The following is a 17489-nucleotide window of genomic DNA, read 5'->3' on the forward strand; positions in this document are numbered from 1 at the left end:
GACTGTGCTCGTACGAGGGTGCACGCGCGCGTGGCAGGATGGACAACCGGCCCTGCCCGGCGGGCAGTTCGGGACGGGGCGGTCGCAGTCGGGAAGGGGGAGTCCGTGAACGGCCTCAGCAAGGGGATCCGCAAGGTCGAGGTCGCGCTCAGGTGGGATCCGAGTCCGGCGGGGCAGCCGCCGGCCGACCTGGACCTGATCGCCGCCACCTACACGGGGGACGAGCCGTACGGCGATCCGGCCTATGTCGTCCACTTCGACAGCCGCTCCCCCGACGGCACGATCTACCTCAACCGCGACAGCCGGGACGGCCGGGGCTTCGGCTGGGACGAGGTCATGACGCTGGAACTGGACCGGCTCGACGGCCGGTACACGCGCGTGGTCGTCGGCGCGGTCATCCAGCAGCGGTCCGGGCACCGGACGTTCATCGGCGTGCTCAATCCCGGTCTGCGGATCCGCGAGGGATACACGGACCTCTTCCAGAGCGACTTCGGCGAGGTGCTGGGGGCCACGGCGGCGACGATCGCGGAGTTCGTCCGCGACACCTCCGGCGAGTGGGAGTTCCGGCCGGGCGTCCACGGCTTCGAGGAGGACCCGGCGGACTTCCCGCGGGTCATGGGCCGGACCCGGCCGTCCTGAACGACACGCCACGCGGCAAGCGGGGCGGTGGAACCGGAAACCCGGTTCCACCGCCCCGCTCAGCTCTCGGCCGATGCGCGCCCTGCGGGCGCTCTGCTCAGCTGCAGCCGCTGGTCGAGCCGCAGCCCTCGCAGATGTAGCAGGAGCCGGCGCGCTGCATCTTCGTGCCGCAGGAGAAGCACAGCGGGGCGTCGGCCTGGATGCCCAGCTGCATCTCCACCAGTTCCGCGTTGGTGTGGGCCTGCTGCGGAGCGGGCTTGGTCGCGCCGGTGTCCGACTTCGGCGTGGCCACGGCCTTCAGCTCCTGGGCGCGCGGCGCGGACTGGGCCAGGCCCTCGACGTCGACCTCGTCCTCGGCCGGCTCGTAGGAACCGGTCTCCAGGTGGCGCTGACGCTCCTCGGCGGAGTGGATGCCGAGGGCGGAGCGGGTCTCGAAGGGCAGGAAGTCCAGCGCCAGGCGGCGGAAGATGTAGTCGACGATCGACTGCGCCATCCGCACGTCCGGGTCGTCCGTCATGCCGGCCGGCTCGAAGCGCATGTTGGTGAACTTCGAGACGTACGTCTCCAGCGGCACGCCGTACTGCAGACCGACGGAGACGGCGATGGAGAAGGCGTCCATCATGCCCGCGAGGGTCGAGCCCTGCTTGGACATCTTCAGGAACACCTCACCGAGACCGTCGTCCGGGTAGGAGTTGGCGGTCATGTAGCCCTCGGCACCGCCGACCGTGAAGGACGTGGTGATCCCGGGGCGGCCCTTGGGCAGGCGCTTGCGGACGGGACGGTACTCGATGACCTTCTCGACCGTCTCGCGGATGGTCGCCTCGGCCTTCTCCGTGACCTCGGCCTTCTCCTTCTCCTTGGTCTTGGCGGAGAGGGGCTGGCCGACCTTGCAGTTGTCGCGGTAGATCGCGAGGGCCTTGACACCGAGCTTCCAGGCCTCGAAGTAGATCTCCTCGACCTCCTCGACGGTCGCCGTCTCCGGCATGTTGACCGTCTTGGAGATGGCGCCGGAGATCCACGGCTGGATCGCGGCCATCATGCGGACGTGGCCCATCGGGGAGATGGCCCGCTCGCCCATGGCGCAGTCGAAGACCTCGTAGTGCTCGTGCTTGAGGCCGGGGGCGTCGATCACGTTGCCGTGCTCGGCGATGTGGGCGACGATCGCCTCGATCTGCTCCTCCTGGTAGCCCAGGCGGCGCAGGGCCTGCGGGACGGTGCCGTTGACGATCTGCATCGAGCCGCCGCCGACCAGCTTCTTGAACTTCACCAGCGCCAGGTCCGGCTCGACACCGGTGGTGTCGCAGGACATGGCCAGGCCGATGGTGCCGGTCGGGGCGAGGACGGACGCCTGGGCGTTACGGAAACCGTTCTTCTCGCCGAGGCGGACGACGTCCTGCCAGGCCTCCGTGGCGGCGGCCCACACCGGGGTGTCCAGGTCGTCCATGCGGACGGCCTTGCCGTTGGCGTCGGCGTGCTGCTTCATGACGCGCTTGTGGGCGTCGGCGTTGCGGGCGTAGCCGTCGTAGGGGCCGACGACCGCGGCGAGCTCGGCGGAGCGGCGGTAGGCCGTGCCGGTCATCAGGGAGGTGATGGCGCCGGCGAGGGCGCGGCCGCCGTCGGAGTCGTAGGCGTGGCCGGTGGCCATCAGCAGGGCGCCGAGGTTGGCGTAGCCGATGCCGAGCTGGCGGAACGCGCGCGTGTTCTCGCCGATCTTCTGGGTCGGGAAGTCCGCGAAGCAGATCGAGATGTCCATCGCGGTGATGACCAGCTCGACGACCTTCTGGAAGCGCTCGGTCTCGAAGGACTGGTTGCCCTTGCCGTCGTCCTTCAGGAACTTCATCAGGTTCAGCGAGGCGAGGTTGCAGGACGTGTTGTCCAGGTGCATGTACTCACTGCACGGGTTCGACGCGGTGATCCGGCCGGACTCGGGGCAGGTGTGCCAGGTGTTGATGGTGTCGTCGTACTGGATGCCCGGGTCGGCGCAGGCCCAGGCGGCCTCGGCGATCTTGCGGAAGAGCGCCTTGGCGTCGACCTCCTCGATGACCTCGCCGGTCATGCGGGCGCGCAGGCCGAACTTGCCGCCCTTCTCGACGGCCGTCATGAACTCGTCGTTCACGCGGACGGAGTTGTTGGCGTTCTGGTACTGGACGGACGTGATGTCGTCGCCGCCCAGGTCCATGTCGAAGCCCGCGTCGCGCAGGACGCGGATCTTCTCCTCTTCCTTGACCTTGGTCTCGATGAAGTCCTCGATGTCGGGGTGGTCGACGTCGAGCACGACCATCTTGGCGGCGCGGCGGGTGGCGCCACCGGACTTGATGGTGCCGGCGGAGGCGTCGGCGCCGCGCATGAAGGAGACCGGGCCGGAGGCGTTGCCGCCGGAGGACAGCAGCTCCTTGGAGGAGCGGATGCGGGAGAGGTTCAGGCCGGCGCCGGAGCCGCCCTTGAAGATCATGCCCTCTTCCTTGTACCAGTCGAGGATCGACTCCATGGAGTCGTCGACGGACAGGATGAAGCAGGCGGAGACCTGCTGGGGCTGCTTGGTGCCGACGTTGAACCAGACGGGGCTGTTGAAGCTGAAGATCTGGTGCAGGAGGGCGTAGGCCAGCTCGTGCTCGAAGATCTCGGCGTCGGCGGGCGAGGCGAAGTACTGGTGGTCCTCGCCGGCCTTCCGGTAGGTCTTCACGATGCGGTCGATCAGCTGCTTGAGGCTGGTCTCGCGCTGCGGGGTGCCGACGGCACCGCGGAAGTACTTGCTGGTGACGATGTTGACCGCGTTCACCGACCAGAAGTCGGGGAACTCGACGCCACGCTGCTCGAAGTTGACCGAGCCGTCGCGCCAGTTGGTCATGACGACGTCACGGCGCTCCCACGACACCTCGTCGTACGGGTGCACGCCGGGAGTGGTGTGGATGCGCTCGATACGCAGCCCCTTGCTGGCCTTGGCGCCCTTTGCTCGGGAACCTCGTGCCGGACCGCTCGCCGTCTCTGTCATGCCGCCTCCCTGTACGGGCAAAAACGCCCTGAAGTGCCCCGATGTTCCCGTGGCACGGTGTTCTGTCTGGTGTTGCGGGCACCCTCTCGCTGCCGCCCGCAACAGGTCTTCGCATCGCCGCCGCCGACCGGATCCCGAACGTCTCCTCCCGGATCCGGCCCGTCGGTCAGTCGGCGGCGCCCGCGGGTTCGGGGACCTGGACCGTCCCCGTGGACCCGTCGTCGTCTTCTTGGCTCCCCGCACCGGCGCCCTGGCCGCCTTCGCGGTCCTCGTCGACCGCGGCGGGGCGTCCCGTCTGTTCCCTCAGTTCCGCGATGGCGGCCTCGAAGTCCTCGAGCGAGTCGAACGCCCGGTAGACCGAGGCGAACCGCAAGTAGGCGACGAGGTCGAGCTCCTGCAGCGGACCGAGTATGGCCAGCCCCACGTCGTGGGTGGTCAGCTCGGCGCTGCCGGTGGCCCGCACGGCCTCCTCGACCCGCTGGCCGAGCTGGGCGAGCGCGTCCTCGGTGACAGGCCGTCCCTGGCATGCCTTGCGCACACCGTTGATGACCTTCGTACGGCTGAAGGGCTCGGTGACTCCGGACCGCTTGACCACCATCAGTGAGCACGTCTCCACCGTCGTGAAACGACGGGAGCAGTCAGGGCACTGACGGCGCCTGCGGATCGACGTGCCGTCGTCGGTCGTACGGCTGTCGACCACACGGCTGTCGGGGTGCCTGCAGAAGGGGCAGTGCATGGACTCCAACCCTCCTCACAGCAGACTCAATAGCCTCGCTGGGCCTCATGAGCCCCGCGAAGCAGCCCCAAGCATAGGCGATCGCGGAGCGGTCGGAGACCAGGGGGACCACAACTTGTGGGCTGCTGTAGCCATCCAACCACTAGATGTGGGGATTGGCGCATACATCCACGCCACGCGCGCGTGTCGCGCGGGAAAGTCCGGACGCCGGGCGGGGAGAGCGTCTCACGGCGACACGCGTGGCGACCTGCGAGACGGTGCCGCACGGCCGTATCGTTCCGGCACATCACGGAGATAGCGTGGGCGCCGCACGGATATGGGGTGGGACTCCCATGCAGAGCGGGGGCCGGTTCCCGGCCGGCGGGAGACCGGGTGGCAGACTGAGGCGACACACCACGAGGTCGGGACCCCGGCGGTGAAGAGTACAGCAATGGGCGCTTTTGCCCGTCAGGGGCCGCGCCAGCCATACACCCGGATACGTGATCGCGTCAGACGAATCGCGGTTTTTCACTCGAACGTGTGTTTGGCGCAACCTTTCGAAAGCCACTACCGTTGTGCTGGCAGGGAGACCACCGAGAGGGGCCGACGTGACCACCACCGCAGACACTGCCACCATCACCGCCCAGGACCGCTCCCAGGGCCGACTCGAGCCGGTGCACGCGATGAACGAAGCCACGAATCCCGAGGGGCCCAAGCGCTCCCTGCCGGGCCGACCTCCAGGCATCCGGGCCGACAGCTCGGGACTCACCGACCGCCAGCGCCGGGTGATCGAGGTCATCCGGGACTCCGTGCAGCGGCGCGGCTACCCGCCGTCGATGCGGGAGATCGGCCAGGCCGTCGGGCTGTCCAGCACCTCCTCCGTCGCCCACCAGCTGATGGCCCTGGAGCGGAAGGGCTTCCTGCGCCGCGACCCGCACCGCCCCCGCGCCTATGAGGTCCGCGGCTCCGACCAGGCCGCCCCGATCCAGCCGACGGACACCGCGGGCAAGCCCGCCGCGTCATACGTCCCGCTGGTGGGCCGGATCGCCGCCGGTGGCCCGATCCTCGCCGAGGAGTCCGTCGAAGACGTCTTCCCCCTGCCGCGGCAGCTCGTCGGTGACGGTGAGCTGTTCGTGCTGAAGGTCGTCGGCGACTCCATGATCGAGGCGGCGATCTGCGACGGTGACTGGGTGACCGTGCGCCGCCAGCCCGTCGCCGAGAACGGCGACATCGTGGCCGCGATGCTGGACGGCGAGGCCACCGTCAAGCGCTTCAAGCGCGAGGACGGCCACGTGTGGCTCCTCCCCCACAACTCCGCCTACGAGCCCATCCCCGGCGACGACGCGACGATCCTCGGCAAGGTGGTGGCCGTACTGCGCCGCGTCTGAGCGCTGCGGCGAGCACGCCGTCCGTCTGGGCGCGCCGACGCCGCACCGCAGCCAGGCGGGGCTGCGCCGACCCGCCACTCCCTGACTGGGCCCCGGGACCCCTGCGCCGGTTCCGGGGCCCTGTGCTGTCCGGCGGACGGCGGAAGAGCCGGGAGCCTGCTCGGCGGTGCGCGCCAGGACGCGGTCGAGCCGGGTGGGGCCTGGGCTTTTCCGGCGGTGTGCGTCGTGACGCTGCCGAGCGATGCGCGCCGTGAGCTGTCCGGCGGCGGGGGCCGTGCGTGGCTCGCCACCGGGCGAGCCACGCGGGATCAGGCTTCGGCCGTCTCCTTCTCCGTCTGGCGCGCGACCGCGTCGATCGCCGCCAGCGACCTGCGGACCTGGTTGCGGTCGGTGGTGTACCAGAAGTCGGGCATGGACGCCTTCAGATAGCTGCCGTAGCGGGCCGTGGCCAGGCGCTGATCCAGTACGGCGACGACGCCCCGGTCGCCCGAGGCGCGGACGAGACGGCCGGCGCCCTGGGCCATCAGCAGCGCCGCGTGCGTGGCCGCGACCGCCATGAAGCCGTTGCCGCCGGCGTCCTCCACGGCCTTCTGGCGGGCGCTCATCAGCGGGTCGTCCGGCCGCGGGAACGGGATCTTGTCCATGACGACCAGCTGACAGCTGGGCCCGGGCACGTCGACGCCCTGCCACAGCGACAGCGTGCCGAAGAGGCAGGTCTTCGGGTCGGCCGCGAAGTTCTTGATCAGCTCGCCGAGCGTCTCCTCGCCCTGCAGCAGGATCGGGTACTCCGGGATGCGGCCGCGCAGCTCCTCCGCGGCGAGCTGGGCGGCCCGCATGGACGAGAACAGGCCCAGCGTGCGGCCGCCGGCGGCCTGGATCAGCTCGGTCAGCTCGTCCAGCATGTCGGCGCGGTCGCCGTCACGCGCGGGCCGGGCCAGGTGCTTGGCGACGTAGAGGATGCCCTGCTTGCGGTAGTCGAACGGCGAGCCGACGTCGACGCCCTTCCACTGCGGCACGTCGTCGCCCTCGACGCCTTCCGGGGCGAGGCCCAGGGAGGCGCCCACCCCGTTGAAATCGCCGCCGAGCTTCAGCGTCGCGGAGGTGAGGATCACCGAACGGTCGGCGAACAGCTTCTCCCTCAGCAGACCGGACACCGACATCGGAGCCACACGCAAGGAGGCGCCGAAGCGGTCGTGGCGTTCGTACCAGACGACGTCCCACTCGGAGCCGTTGACGATCCGCTCCGCCACGTCGTGCACGTTCTCCACGGAGGCCAGCGCCTGCTTGCGGACCGCGTCCTCGTCCTGGACGGACTTGTCGCGCGTGGCACCGATCGCGGAGATCACCGTGCGCGCCGCGTCGCGCAGCGCCATCAGCGCATAGCCGAGGTCCTCCGGGATCTCCTCCAGACGGCCCGGAAGCGCCAGCTCCATCAACCGCTCGAAGCCCTCCGCCGCGGTCTGCAGCTGATCCGCGGCCTTCTCGTTGACGAGCTTGGCGGCGCGGCGCACCGCGCGGTTGACCTGCCCGGGAGTGAGCTCACCGGTGGCGACGCCGGTGACCCGGGAAACGAGCTCGTGCGCCTCGTCGACGATCAGCACCTCGTGCTGGGGCAGGACCGGCGCGCCCTCGATGGCGTCGATCGCGAGCAGCGCGTGGTTGGTGACGACGACCTCGGCGAGCTTCGCCCGCTCGCGGGCCATCTCGGCGAAGCACTCGGCACCGTAGGCGCACTTGGTAGCGCCCAGGCACTCACGGGAGGACACGGACACCTGGGCCCACGCCCGGTCCGAGACACCGGGGGTGAGATCGTCCCGGTCGCCGCTCTCCGTCTCGTCCGACCAGTCCCGCAGGCGCAGCAGGTCCTGACCCAGCTTGCTGGTGGGCGCCGCGGCCTCGAACTGGTCGAACAGGCCGTCCTCCTCGTCCTGCGGAACGCCCTCGTGCAGACGGTGCAGACACAGATAGTTCGACCGGCCCTTGAGCATCGCGAACTCCGGGCGGCGGCGCAGCAGCGGGTGCAGCGCGTCCACCGTGCGGGGAAGGTCCCGCTCCACGAGCTGACGCTGCAGGGCCAGGGTGGCGGTCGCCACCACGACCCGCTCGCCGTGCGCGAGCGCGGGAACGAGATAGCCCAGCGACTTTCCCGTACCGGTGCCGGCCTGGACCAGCAGATGCGAGCCGTCGTCGATCGCGTCGGCGACGGCTTGGGCCATGGCCACCTGGCCGGGACGCTCCGTACCGCCGACGGCGGCGACGGCGGCGTGCAGGAGTTCGGGAAGTGAGGGCTTCGTCATAGCGCGACCACCCTACGGCTCGGCACTGACAAACGACGGATCGCGGTGAGGACCTGGGACGGGATCACGGGCGCGGACGTCTCCGGAGGTAGTCGAGGGATGCGGACAAGTCGAAGGGACGAGGAAGAAAGGACGAGGAAAGAGACGGGGAAAAAATCGAGGGGCGGCGTGGGAACTCGACGACCGGGCGGGCCGTTCTCCCTGTGACAGATCCGATACGGAGCGTTACATCAGGTGTCGCAGGGACCGGTCCCGGACCATGAGGGCAGCCCGCTTGCCGGGCAGGTCGACCTCGGCGGAGTACCGGAAACCCGCGGCCAGGAAAGCGGCCAGGGAGGGGACATTGCGTACATCGGGTTCCGCCACGACACGGGTACAGGCCGGGCGGCGGTCGAGGACGAGGTCGGCCACGGCCCTCAGCAGAGTGCCGCCGAGTCCGCGCCCCCGGTCGGCGACGCCGCCGAGAAGAAGGTGGATACCCGTGTCGTGCGGACGGGCGGGATAGTGCCGGGCCAGCGGATCGAGGTCGGCCCGGTAGAGCTCCCAGTAACTCATCGGCGTTCCGTCCAGCACGCCGAGACACGGCACGCTGCGCCCGTCGCCCCATAGCTGGGCGGCCAGGTGGGCCTCGGTCACCCCGGCCGGACCGGCAAGTTCCCAGAAGGCCGCGACGGCCGGGTCGTTCATCCAGCGGCTGATGAGCGGCAGGTCACGGTCGAGGCGGACGGGGAGCAGCCGGAACTCGCCCGCGGCGGTGGCGGCCGGGCCCCAGTCCGCGAGGTGGTCGAGCAGGTCGCCGCCGGTGAGCCGGTCGCGCAGGTCGCCGTCCGTGACTCCGTCACGCCGGTCGCCGTCCGTGACTGGGTCGCGCAGGTCGCCGTGAGCGAGGGGGCCAGCGGTGTCCGCCGCATCCTCCATGGCGCGCAGGGCGAGGAATTCCGGGGGGAGGTGGAGGTCGAGTGTGTCCTCCGGGTCCTCGCCGTCGGCGTCCACGCCGTCGGTATCCGCGTCGTCGGTGTCCGCGTCGCTCGGGCGGGTGCCGGAGACGACGGTGGCGGAACCGGGGGCTGCGGAGACGACGGTGCCAGTACTGGAGTCGGTGGCGGCGGTCGTGGGGCTGTCGCCGGCGGCGAAGTGAGGGGCCGCGGAATCGGCGGCACCGGGTGGGGCCGAGTCGGTGGGAGGCACGACGGCTCTCCTCTCGGGAGGTCAGGAGATGTCAGGCGATGCGAGTGTCAGAGGTGAAGGGGGTTGGCGATGGTGACGTAGACGGACTGGGTGTCCACCGGTCCGACGAGCTCGTCGAGGCCGTGCAGCCGGGTGAGCAGGTTGGCCTTGCACCGCAGGGTGGGTGAGTCGAGCAGCCGGCCCGGCAGCGTGCTGCGCAGTGGTGCGGGGCCGGACGCGGCGGCGCCGAGGAAACGGCGGAACGCGGCGAGCAATAGCCGTTCGTCCGCCAGACGTTGCGAGCCGAAGGCACCGATCAGGCCGAACACGTTGTTGATCGCGAGGTAGTACGTGAAGCGCTCGTCGGTCACGTCGTCGGCCACGAAGGTGTCGCTGTGCGCGCCGATGCCGGGGAGCCGTCGGTCGAGTGCGGCGCGGTGGGACTCACGGAAGTAGTAGCCCTGGTTGTCGCGGTAGCGGCCGCCGGCCGGCCAGCCGTCCGGGTCCAGCAGGAGCAGAGTGTTCTGCTGGTGGGCCTCCAGCGCGATGCCGGCCTCGCCGTCGAGCCACAGCACGGGGCGGACGACGTGCTCCAGGTAGCGCAGGAACCACTCGGCGGCCACGGCTCCGCGCGGGCGACCGGTGCGGTGCGCCAGCCGTGTGACCACGTCGGCCAGGCGGGAGCCGGGCGTGGAAGCCACGGCCGGCCGCGGGGCGACGAGCCCGGCGACGCACGAGACGTCGTCGGCGGGGGTGAACGGGTTGTGCCGGATCACCACGTCGAGCCCGGTCACCGGGTGGCCGGACGGGTTGTCGACGGCGAGCCAGGCGGGGTCCCGGACGACGTCGAACGTCGGGTGCGCGGCCTGCCACTGCCGGGCCAGTCCGGTACGCAGCAGCCGGTGGACCTCGACGCCACGGTGGAGTTCCTTGCGGAGGTTCTCCCGGCGGGAGTTGGTGATGCGCAGGCCCAGGGACAGCTTGAGCATGGCCGGGGCGCCGGATCGGTACAAGGTGCGGACGGAGGAGGTGGGGTGCCACGCGAGGCCATGGGGGCCGAGGTCCCGCAGCAGGCCGGAGTCGAACAGGGCGGCAGCTTCGGGCCGGTGGCGGACTTCACGGAGCTGCCAGGGATGCACCGGCAGGGCCGCATAACCGTCGGGCAGCGGCAAAGCGGTGCCGGCGAGTCGGGCGGTGAGTTGGTCGGCGGGGACGACACGGCCGCGCTCGGTCCAGGCCGAGTCGGTGGCACGTGCGGAAGGGGCTACGGCGATCCAGTGGAGGGGGAAGGAACCGTGCGACTCGGGTGAGTAGAGCGGAGCCTCGGCCTCGGACAGACCCTCACGGCTCTTGGGGGCCGGGTGCAAGGGGTGTCCGAGCGTGAGCGCCTGCTCGGCCGAGAGGAAGCCATCCAACGCGTCGGAGGGAGGGGCGGGAAGTTCCCGGCAGTCTTCGGCACGCCAGGTACCGCGGGCTTCGGCACGCCAAGCCCCGCGGACTTCACCGCGCAGGCCGCCGCGGAATTCACCGCTGGCTTCGTCGCGCCCGTCGTCGTGGGCCTCGCCCCGTAGCTCGCTGATGAAGGAGGCGGTGCGGCGCACGGAGTCCGCGACGCGGGCGACCAGGTCCACAAGGTCGGTGCCGTTCTCGGCCGCCGGGGCGGATTCCCGTGCGAGCAGGGCGGCCACGGTGACAGCATCGGCCGGAGGGGAGGTGTCCGGGGCGTCGGCCAGGCGGGCCGGGCCGAAACGGTGCCAGCCGGTCGGGGACCAGTGGAGGACGGGGACGAGCAGGGCGGTTCCGGTGGCCGGCAGCGGAATGCGCAGGAACGCACCGGTGGGGGCCGGGATGCCTGTCTCCCGTACCCAGCAGCGGAGCAGGTTCTCGACGGCGGCAGCCTGCGCGGCGACGTGCGGATCGGGGTGGGTGAGGGGGTCCGGGTCGGCGGGGGGCGTCTTCGGCCCAACGGCGTCCTGCTTGCCGTACGGCGGCCGTTGAGGTTGCCGCTCCGGTCCGCCTTGCCGAGGGACACAGGTGTCGGACGTGGGCGCGGAGGTGGGATCGACCGGGCAAGTCGGCGTGGCCTGCGCGTGCGGGCCGGGGCCGGAATCGGGGGTGGAGACGGTGTTCAAGGGGGTTCCTCGTGATGTGGTGCGCTGAAGGGCTGCGCGGGGTGGGAGAGCGGATCGGCCGGTGGCTGAGCCGGAGGTGGCGGTGCCGGTCAGGAGTCGGCCGGTGCCGTACGGGCGGCCGCCGCCACGGCGTCGGCGAGCCGGTCGAGGACGGCGGTGGCCTGTTCGTCGGTGATCGTCAAGGGTGGGAGCAGCCGGACGACGGCGGAGTGCCGGCCGCCGAGTTCGACGATCAGCCCGCGGCGCAGGCACTCGCGCTGGACGGCGGCGGCAAGCCGGGGGGATGCGGGGCGGGGGCCGCCCCCGTCCCGATCCCCCTCCCCTTCCGCCTCGGCCTCGGCCTCGACCATCTCCACCCCGATCATCAGGCCCCGCCCGCGCACGTCCCCCACGCACGGGAAGTCGTCGGAAAGCTGTTGGAGTTGGGTCAGCATGAAGGAGCCCAGGGTGGCCGCGCGTGCGGCGAGGTCGTGGCGGCGGACGTAGGCGAGGGTGGCGGTGCCCGCGGCCATGGCGAGCTGGTTGCCGCGGAAGGTGCCGGCGTGCGCGCCGGGGTGCCAGACGTCGAGGTCGTCGCGGTAGACCACGACGGCCAGCGGGAGGCTGCCGCCGATGGCCTTGGACAGGACCATGACGTCCGGGGTGATGCCGCTGTGCTCCACGGCCCAGAAGGCGCCGGTGCGGCCGACCCCGGTCTGGATCTCGTCGGCGATGAGCGGGATGGACCGGGCGGAGGTGAGCTCCCGGACGCGCCGCAGCCAGGCGTCGGGCGCGGGGATGACGCCGCCCTCGCCCTGCACGGGTTCGACGATGAGTCCGGCGGGGTGCGGGACGCCCGACTTGGGGTCGTCGAGGACGGACTCGGTCCAGCGGGCGGCCAGTTCGGTCCCCGCCTCGCCGCCGACGCCGAAGGGGCAGCGGTAGTCGTACGGGTACGGCAGGTGGGTCACTCGTGCGTCGCAGGCCTGGTGCCCGGGCAGGTCGGAGGCGTGGCCGGAGGCTTCCTGGGCTCCGCGGGTCATGCCGTGGTAGGCGCCGGTGAAGGCGAGGACGCCGGTGCGTCCGGTCGCGGTGCGGACGAGTTTGAGCGCGGCCTCGACGGCGTCGGTACCGGCCGGGCCGCAGAACTGGACGCGGGCACGGTCGGCGAGTCCGGGCGGCAGGGTGCCGAGCAGTTCGGTGACGAACGCGTCCTTGACGGGCGTGGCGAGGTCCAGGGCGTGCAGCGGGGCGCCGGAGTCGAGGACGGCCCGGATCGCCTCCAGGACGACGGGGTGGTTGTGGCCGAGGGCGAGGGTGCCGGCGCCGGAGAGGCAGTCGAGGTAGCGGTGTCCGTCGGCGCCCTCGATGGTCAGGCCCCGGGCCCGCACCGGCACGATCGGCAGGGCACGCGCGTAGGTGCGTGCCGCCGACTCGCGCGCCGCCTGTCGTCGCAGGATCCCCTCGGTCAAGGCCACGGCTCCCTCTCCTCCCGCTGTCCGGAGGCGAGTTGTCGCTCGAGTCGTCGCTCGCAGGCTGTGTCCCGCCCCCTCACCCGGTGTGCCGGAGCCGGGCGGCCGAACAGGGCGGCCCGGGCCCCATCGCTACCAACAGCGCACCGCCCGGCGGGTTACGGGTCCCCGGTCACGAAGGTCCGGAGGCCACCGCCGATGCAGGCGGACCGCGCGCTCCTCGTGAGATCGGCCGGCCCCGGCGTCGCGGACGGCGTTCGCGACGTGGGAGTGCCCTTCGCCGCGCACCCGTTGACCGGCTGTAGCCGAACCGTTGCCGTACCGGCGGAAGTCCCCCACAGCGAGCGCATAGTGTGTGATCCCGTTCCGGACGCCGTGCGCACGCCCCGAGCAGGACGGGAGGGCGAAGGCACGGCGGCAGCACGTTCACCCCAGGGGGAGTCAGCAGCATGCGATCCATACGGCCGTCGTTCACCGCTCGCCGGGAGGGAGGCGCACGCCGCGGAGCAACCCCCAGGCTCGCCGCGCTCGCGCTCGTCTCGGCCCTCGCCCTCACCGCCACGGCCTGCGAGGGCGGCGACGACAACGCCGACGGCCGGCCCACCGCGACCGCCTCCGCGGGCGGCGACACGCAGATCAAGATCCCGGACGATCTGAAGAACCGGCTCAGGGAGCACGGGATCGATCTGGACAAGTGGAAGAACGGCGCCTGGAAGAACTGGAACAGGGACCAGTGGCTTCGTGAGGCGCAGGACTTCGTCAACCCGATCATCAAGGGGCTGTGGGACCCGGACCGGATGCGGGACGCCCAGGACCCGGACAAGAGCGTCGACGACAACGACCTCTCCGGTGACCAGGGTGTCACCGACCCGACCCCGGCTCCGGTGCAGGCGACGTCCGTGGCGCCGAAGTACCACGCCAACGTGCCCGAGGCGGGCAAGGTGTTCTTCGACTCCCCCGAGGGCACGATGGTGTGCTCGGCGACGGTGGTGAAGGACCCGGCCCACCCCGGGAAGTCCAACCTGGTGTGGACGGCCGGGCACTGCGTCCACGCGGGCAAGAAGGGCGGCTGGTACCGCAACATCGCGTTCGTGCCGTCGTACAACGACGCCGGCAGGTCCGTCGCGCAGTTGCAGAACGCCACGCGGGAGCAGGTCGCTCCGTACGGCGTGTGGTGGGGTGACTGGGCGCAGACCTCGGACCAGTGGATCGAGCAGGGCGGCGAGACCGGCGGTGACGGGGCGCCCTACGACTACGCGGTGATCCATGTGACGCCGGAGGAGGGCAGCGGCGGCAAGTCGCTGGAGGAGACGGTCGGTTCGGCGCTGCCGGTCGACTTCAACGCTCCGGCGGTGCCGAAGATCGAGAGCCTGACGGCGACCGGCTACCCGGCCGCGAAGCCGTACGACGGGCAGAAGCTGTACCAGTGCCAGGACAAGCCCGGGCGGCTGTCGCTGAACGGGACCGATCCGACGATGTACCGCATCGGCTGCACGATGACCGGTGGTTCCTCGGGCGGCGGCTGGGTCGCGCAGGGCCCGGACGGCAAGCCGGCGCTGGTGTCCAACACCTCGATCGGCCCGGCGACGTCCGGCTGGCTGGCCGGTCCGCGGCTGGGCAAGGTCGCCAAGGGCGTGTACGACGCGGTGAGCAAGAAGTTCGCCGGTCAGTAGAGGCCGCCGAGGGGCGAGCGGCGGTGGGGGCGGGGGCGTCAAGCGGGAACTTTCACGATCTCGCCGCAGTTCGCCCGCATCCGCCCGTGCATGATGAATCGCTCCATTCGCACAGTCAGACGACAGCACGTATCAACGGGGGTACACGCAGCATGCGTTCCACGTCCGCACGCACCACGGCGCCACGCGGTCGGCGTCGCCGTACGGCGCTCGCCGCCGCCGGCGTCGTCGCGGCTCTGGCGCTCACCGCCACGGCCTGCAACGGCTCCGACGACGACGCGGCGAGCGGCAAGGCCGGCGCCGACGCTTCCCAGTCCGCCGACCCGGGCCAGGTGAAGATCCCGGCCGCTCTCGCCGACAAGCTCAAAGAGCACGGCATCGACGTCGACCAGTGGAAGAACGGCGGCTGGAAGAACTGGGACCGGGACAAGTGGCTCAGTGAGGCCAAGGACTTCGTCAACCCGGTGATCGAGGGCCTGTGGAAGCCGGAGCGGATGAAGTCCGCGAAGGAGGCCGACAAGACGGTCACGTCGAAGGACGCGATCGCCGACCAGGGCGTCAGCGATCCGGAGCCGGCACCGGTCCAGGCGGAGGCGGAGAAGACGCCGTACCACCGCAACGCGGCACCGGTCGGCAAGGTCTTCTTCGACTCGCCCGAGGGCTCCATGGTCTGCTCGGGCACGGTCGTCAAGGACGTCAACCACCCCGGCAAGTCCAACCTGGTGTGGACGGCCGGCCACTGTGTGCACGCCGGCGGCAACGGCGGCTGGTACCGCAACATCGCCTTCGTGCCGGCCTACAACGACCTCGGCAGGTCCGAGGCGCAGCTGGCGAACGCGCCCGCGCAGGAGATCGCGCCGTACGGCGCCTGGTGGGCGGACTGGGCGTCCACGTCCAACGAGTGGATCCAGGGCGGTTCGGAGACGGGCGGCGCGGGTGCCGCGTACGACTACGCGGTGCTGCACGTGAAGCCGGAGCAGGGCGCGAAGTCGCTGGAGGAGACGGTCGGTGCCGCGCTGGACGTGGACTTCTCCGCGCCATCCGCGCAGCAGGCGGGCACGATGGGCGCCTGGGGTTACCCGGCGGCGCCCCCGTACAACGGGCTGAAGATGTTCAAGTGCCTGGACCGGCCGGGCCGGTTCTCGCTGTCCCCGTCGCTGCCGACCATGTACCGCATCGGCTGCACGATGACCGGTGGCAGCTCCGGCGGCGGCTGGTTCCGGGTGGTGGACGGCCAGACCAAGCTGGTGTCGAACACCTCCATCGGCCCGTCCGACAACACCTGGCTGGCGGGCCCGCAGCTCGGTCCGGAGGCCGAGGGGCTGTACCAGAACATGAGCAGGACGTACGGCGGCCGGTGAGCCGCGGACGCCGTCATGACGAAGGCCCGCTCCCCTCACGGGGGGCGGGCCTTCGCCGGTTGAGCCGGGAGGGTCAGGCGGCCGGCGCCGGTACGTACGGCGCGAGGTCGGCGGCCAGTTCCTCGTGCACGCGCACCTTGAGCAGGGTGCCCTCCGGGGTGTGCTCCTCGGAGATCACCTCGCCCTCGTCGTGGGCGCGGGCGACCAGCTTGCCGTGCGTGTAGGGCACGAGCGCCTCGATCTCCACGGACGGCCGGGGCAGCTCCGCGTCGATCATGGCGAGCAGCTGGGCGATGTTCTGCCCGGTGCGGGCCGAGACGGCGATGGAGTGCTTCTCCACCCGCATCAGCCGCTGGAGCACCAGCGGGTCCGCCGCGTCCGCCTTGTTGACCACGACGATCTCGGGCACGTCGGTGGCGCCGACGTCCCGGATCACCTCGCGGACCGCGGCCAGCTGCTCCTCCGGGTTCGGGTGCGAGCCGTCCACGACGTGCAGGATCAGGTCGGACTCGCCGACCTCCTCCATGGTGGAGCGGAACGCCTCGACCAGGTGGTGGGGCAGGTGGCGCACGAAGCCCACGGTGTCGGCCAGCGTGTAGAGCCGGCCGCTCGGGGTCTGGGCCCGGCGCACGGTCGGGTCCAGGGTCGCGAACAGGGCGTTCTCGACCAGGACGCCCGCGCCGGTGAGGCGGTTGAGCAGCGAGGACTTGCCGGCGTTGGTGTAGCCCGCGATGGCCACGGACGGCACCTTGTGGCGCTTGCGCTCCTGGCGCTTGATCTCGCGGCCGGTCTTCATCTCCGCGATCTCCCGGCGCATCTTCGCCATCTTCTCGCGGATCCGACGCCGGTCCGTCTCGATCTTGGTCTCACCGGGACCACGGGTGGCGAGGCCGCCGCCCTTGCCGCCGCCCATCTGCCGGGACAGCGACTGACCCCAACCGCGCAGTCGCGGCAGCATGTACTGCATCTGCGCGAGCGCGACCTGCGCCTTGCCCTCGCGGGACTTGGCGTGCTGGGCGAAGATGTCGAGGATCAGCGCCGTACGGTCGATGACCTTGACCTTGACGACGTCCTCGAGGTGGATCAGCTGGCCGGGGCTGAGCTCACCGTCACAGATGACGGTGTCCGCGCCCGTCTCCAGGACGATGTCGCGCAGCTCGTCGGCCTTGCCGGAACCGATGTAGGTCGCCGCGTCGGGCTTGTCGCGGCGCTGGATGACGCCGTCGAGCACGAGCGCGCCCGCGGTCTCCGCGAGGGCGGCGAGCTCGGCCAGCGAGTTCTCCGCGTCCTCGACGGTCCCCGAGGTCCAGACACCGACGAGCACGACCCGCTCCAGGCGGAGCTGGCGGTACTCGACCTCGGTGACGTCCTCGAGCTCGGTGGAGAGGCCCGCGACACGGCGCAGGGCCGCGCGCTCGGAGCGGTCGAACTGGTCGCCGTCCCGCTCTCCGTCGATCTCGTGGCTCCAGGCGACGTCCTCTTCCATCAGGGCATCGGCCCGAAGTCCTTCGGGGTAGGTGTGCGCGAGGCGCTTGGTGGCCTGGGAAGAGGAAGAAGAGGAGGTCATTGGGTCCTTACGTCGATGGGGATTCCGTCACTGGTCACAACGCGCGAGCGCCCCGGGAGATTCCCCCGTCCCCGGGGAGATTCCCGCGTCCCGCGTCGCGGCGACCC

At 71.1% G+C, this 17489-nt stretch carries 11 protein-coding genes; 4 read left to right on the forward strand and 7 right to left on the reverse strand.

Features of this window, described 5'->3' with window-relative positions; all coding sequences use genetic code 11:
- Positions 1 to 105 precede the first annotated feature (105 nt).
- On the forward strand, positions 106 to 639 hold the full coding sequence (locus ACF1AL_RS17205) for a TerD family protein (RefSeq protein ID WP_384212529.1): 534 nt from the start codon (positions 106 to 108) through the stop codon (positions 637 to 639).
- 97 nt (positions 640 to 736) lie between these two features.
- Here ACF1AL_RS17205 and ACF1AL_RS17210 read toward each other — a convergent pair whose 3' ends face one another.
- Positions 737 to 3631, reverse strand: a complete 2895-nt coding sequence (locus ACF1AL_RS17210; RefSeq protein ID WP_391826369.1) for a vitamin B12-dependent ribonucleotide reductase — start codon at positions 3629 to 3631, stop codon at positions 737 to 739.
- 166 nt (positions 3632 to 3797) lie between these two features.
- Positions 3798 to 4367 carry a transcriptional regulator NrdR gene (gene nrdR, locus ACF1AL_RS17215; protein WP_366836529.1) on the reverse strand — a complete coding sequence of 190 codons (570 nt, stop codon included), beginning with the start codon at positions 4365 to 4367 and terminating at the stop codon, positions 3798 to 3800.
- A 587-nt stretch (positions 4368 to 4954) separates the two neighbouring features.
- On the opposite strand from nrdR, the gene lexA reads away from it, so the two are divergent.
- On the forward strand, positions 4955 to 5734 hold the full coding sequence (gene lexA / locus ACF1AL_RS17220; RefSeq protein ID WP_366836528.1) for a transcriptional repressor LexA: 780 nt from the start codon (positions 4955 to 4957) through the stop codon (positions 5732 to 5734).
- A 308-nt stretch (positions 5735 to 6042) separates the two neighbouring features.
- Here the strand turns inward: lexA and ACF1AL_RS17225 are convergent, their stop codons facing one another.
- The 4 genes from ACF1AL_RS17225 to ACF1AL_RS17240 form a co-directional block, all read right to left on the reverse strand.
- Positions 6043 to 8031: an ATP-dependent DNA helicase gene (locus ACF1AL_RS17225; protein ID WP_391700902.1), complete on the reverse strand. Its 1989-nt coding sequence runs from the start codon at positions 8029 to 8031 to the stop codon at positions 6043 to 6045.
- Positions 8032 to 8256: 225 nt separating this feature from the next.
- Positions 8257 to 9219, reverse strand: a complete 963-nt coding sequence (locus tag ACF1AL_RS17230; RefSeq protein WP_391700905.1) for a GNAT family N-acetyltransferase — start codon at positions 9217 to 9219, stop codon at positions 8257 to 8259.
- 47 nt (positions 9220 to 9266) lie between these two features.
- Positions 9267 to 11330, reverse strand: coding sequence for an IucA/IucC family protein (locus ACF1AL_RS17235; RefSeq protein WP_391700908.1), 2064 nt, complete (start codon positions 11328 to 11330; stop codon positions 9267 to 9269).
- A gap of 89 nt (positions 11331 to 11419) precedes the next feature.
- Positions 11420 to 12844 carry a diaminobutyrate--2-oxoglutarate transaminase family protein gene (locus tag ACF1AL_RS17240; RefSeq protein ID WP_391701007.1) on the reverse strand — a complete coding sequence of 475 codons (1425 nt, stop codon included), beginning with the start codon at positions 12842 to 12844 and terminating at the stop codon, positions 11420 to 11422.
- Positions 12845 to 13230: 386 nt separating this feature from the next.
- Here ACF1AL_RS17240 and ACF1AL_RS17245 point away from each other — a divergent pair, with 386 nt between their 5' ends.
- Together ACF1AL_RS17245 and ACF1AL_RS17250 are read left to right on the forward strand one after the other, a co-directional pair.
- Positions 13231 to 14454 (forward strand): hypothetical protein, encoded by a 1224-nt coding sequence (locus ACF1AL_RS17245; RefSeq protein WP_366836524.1) that lies wholly within the window; start codon positions 13231 to 13233, stop codon positions 14452 to 14454.
- Between the two features lie 152 nt (positions 14455 to 14606).
- Positions 14607 to 15815, forward strand: a complete 1209-nt coding sequence (locus ACF1AL_RS17250; RefSeq protein WP_384212540.1) for a trypsin-like serine peptidase — start codon at positions 14607 to 14609, stop codon at positions 15813 to 15815.
- A gap of 73 nt (positions 15816 to 15888) precedes the next feature.
- On the opposite strand, the gene hflX is transcribed toward ACF1AL_RS17250, so the two are convergent.
- Entirely contained in the window at positions 15889 to 17382 is a 1494-nt protein-coding gene (gene hflX / locus ACF1AL_RS17255) for a GTPase HflX (protein ID WP_366836522.1), read from the reverse strand.
- Between the last annotated feature and the right edge of the window lie 107 nt (positions 17383 to 17489).

The organism is Streptomyces sp. NPDC014801 (assembly GCF_043082085.1).
GTDB lineage: Bacteria > Actinomycetota > Actinomycetes > Streptomycetales > Streptomycetaceae > Streptomyces.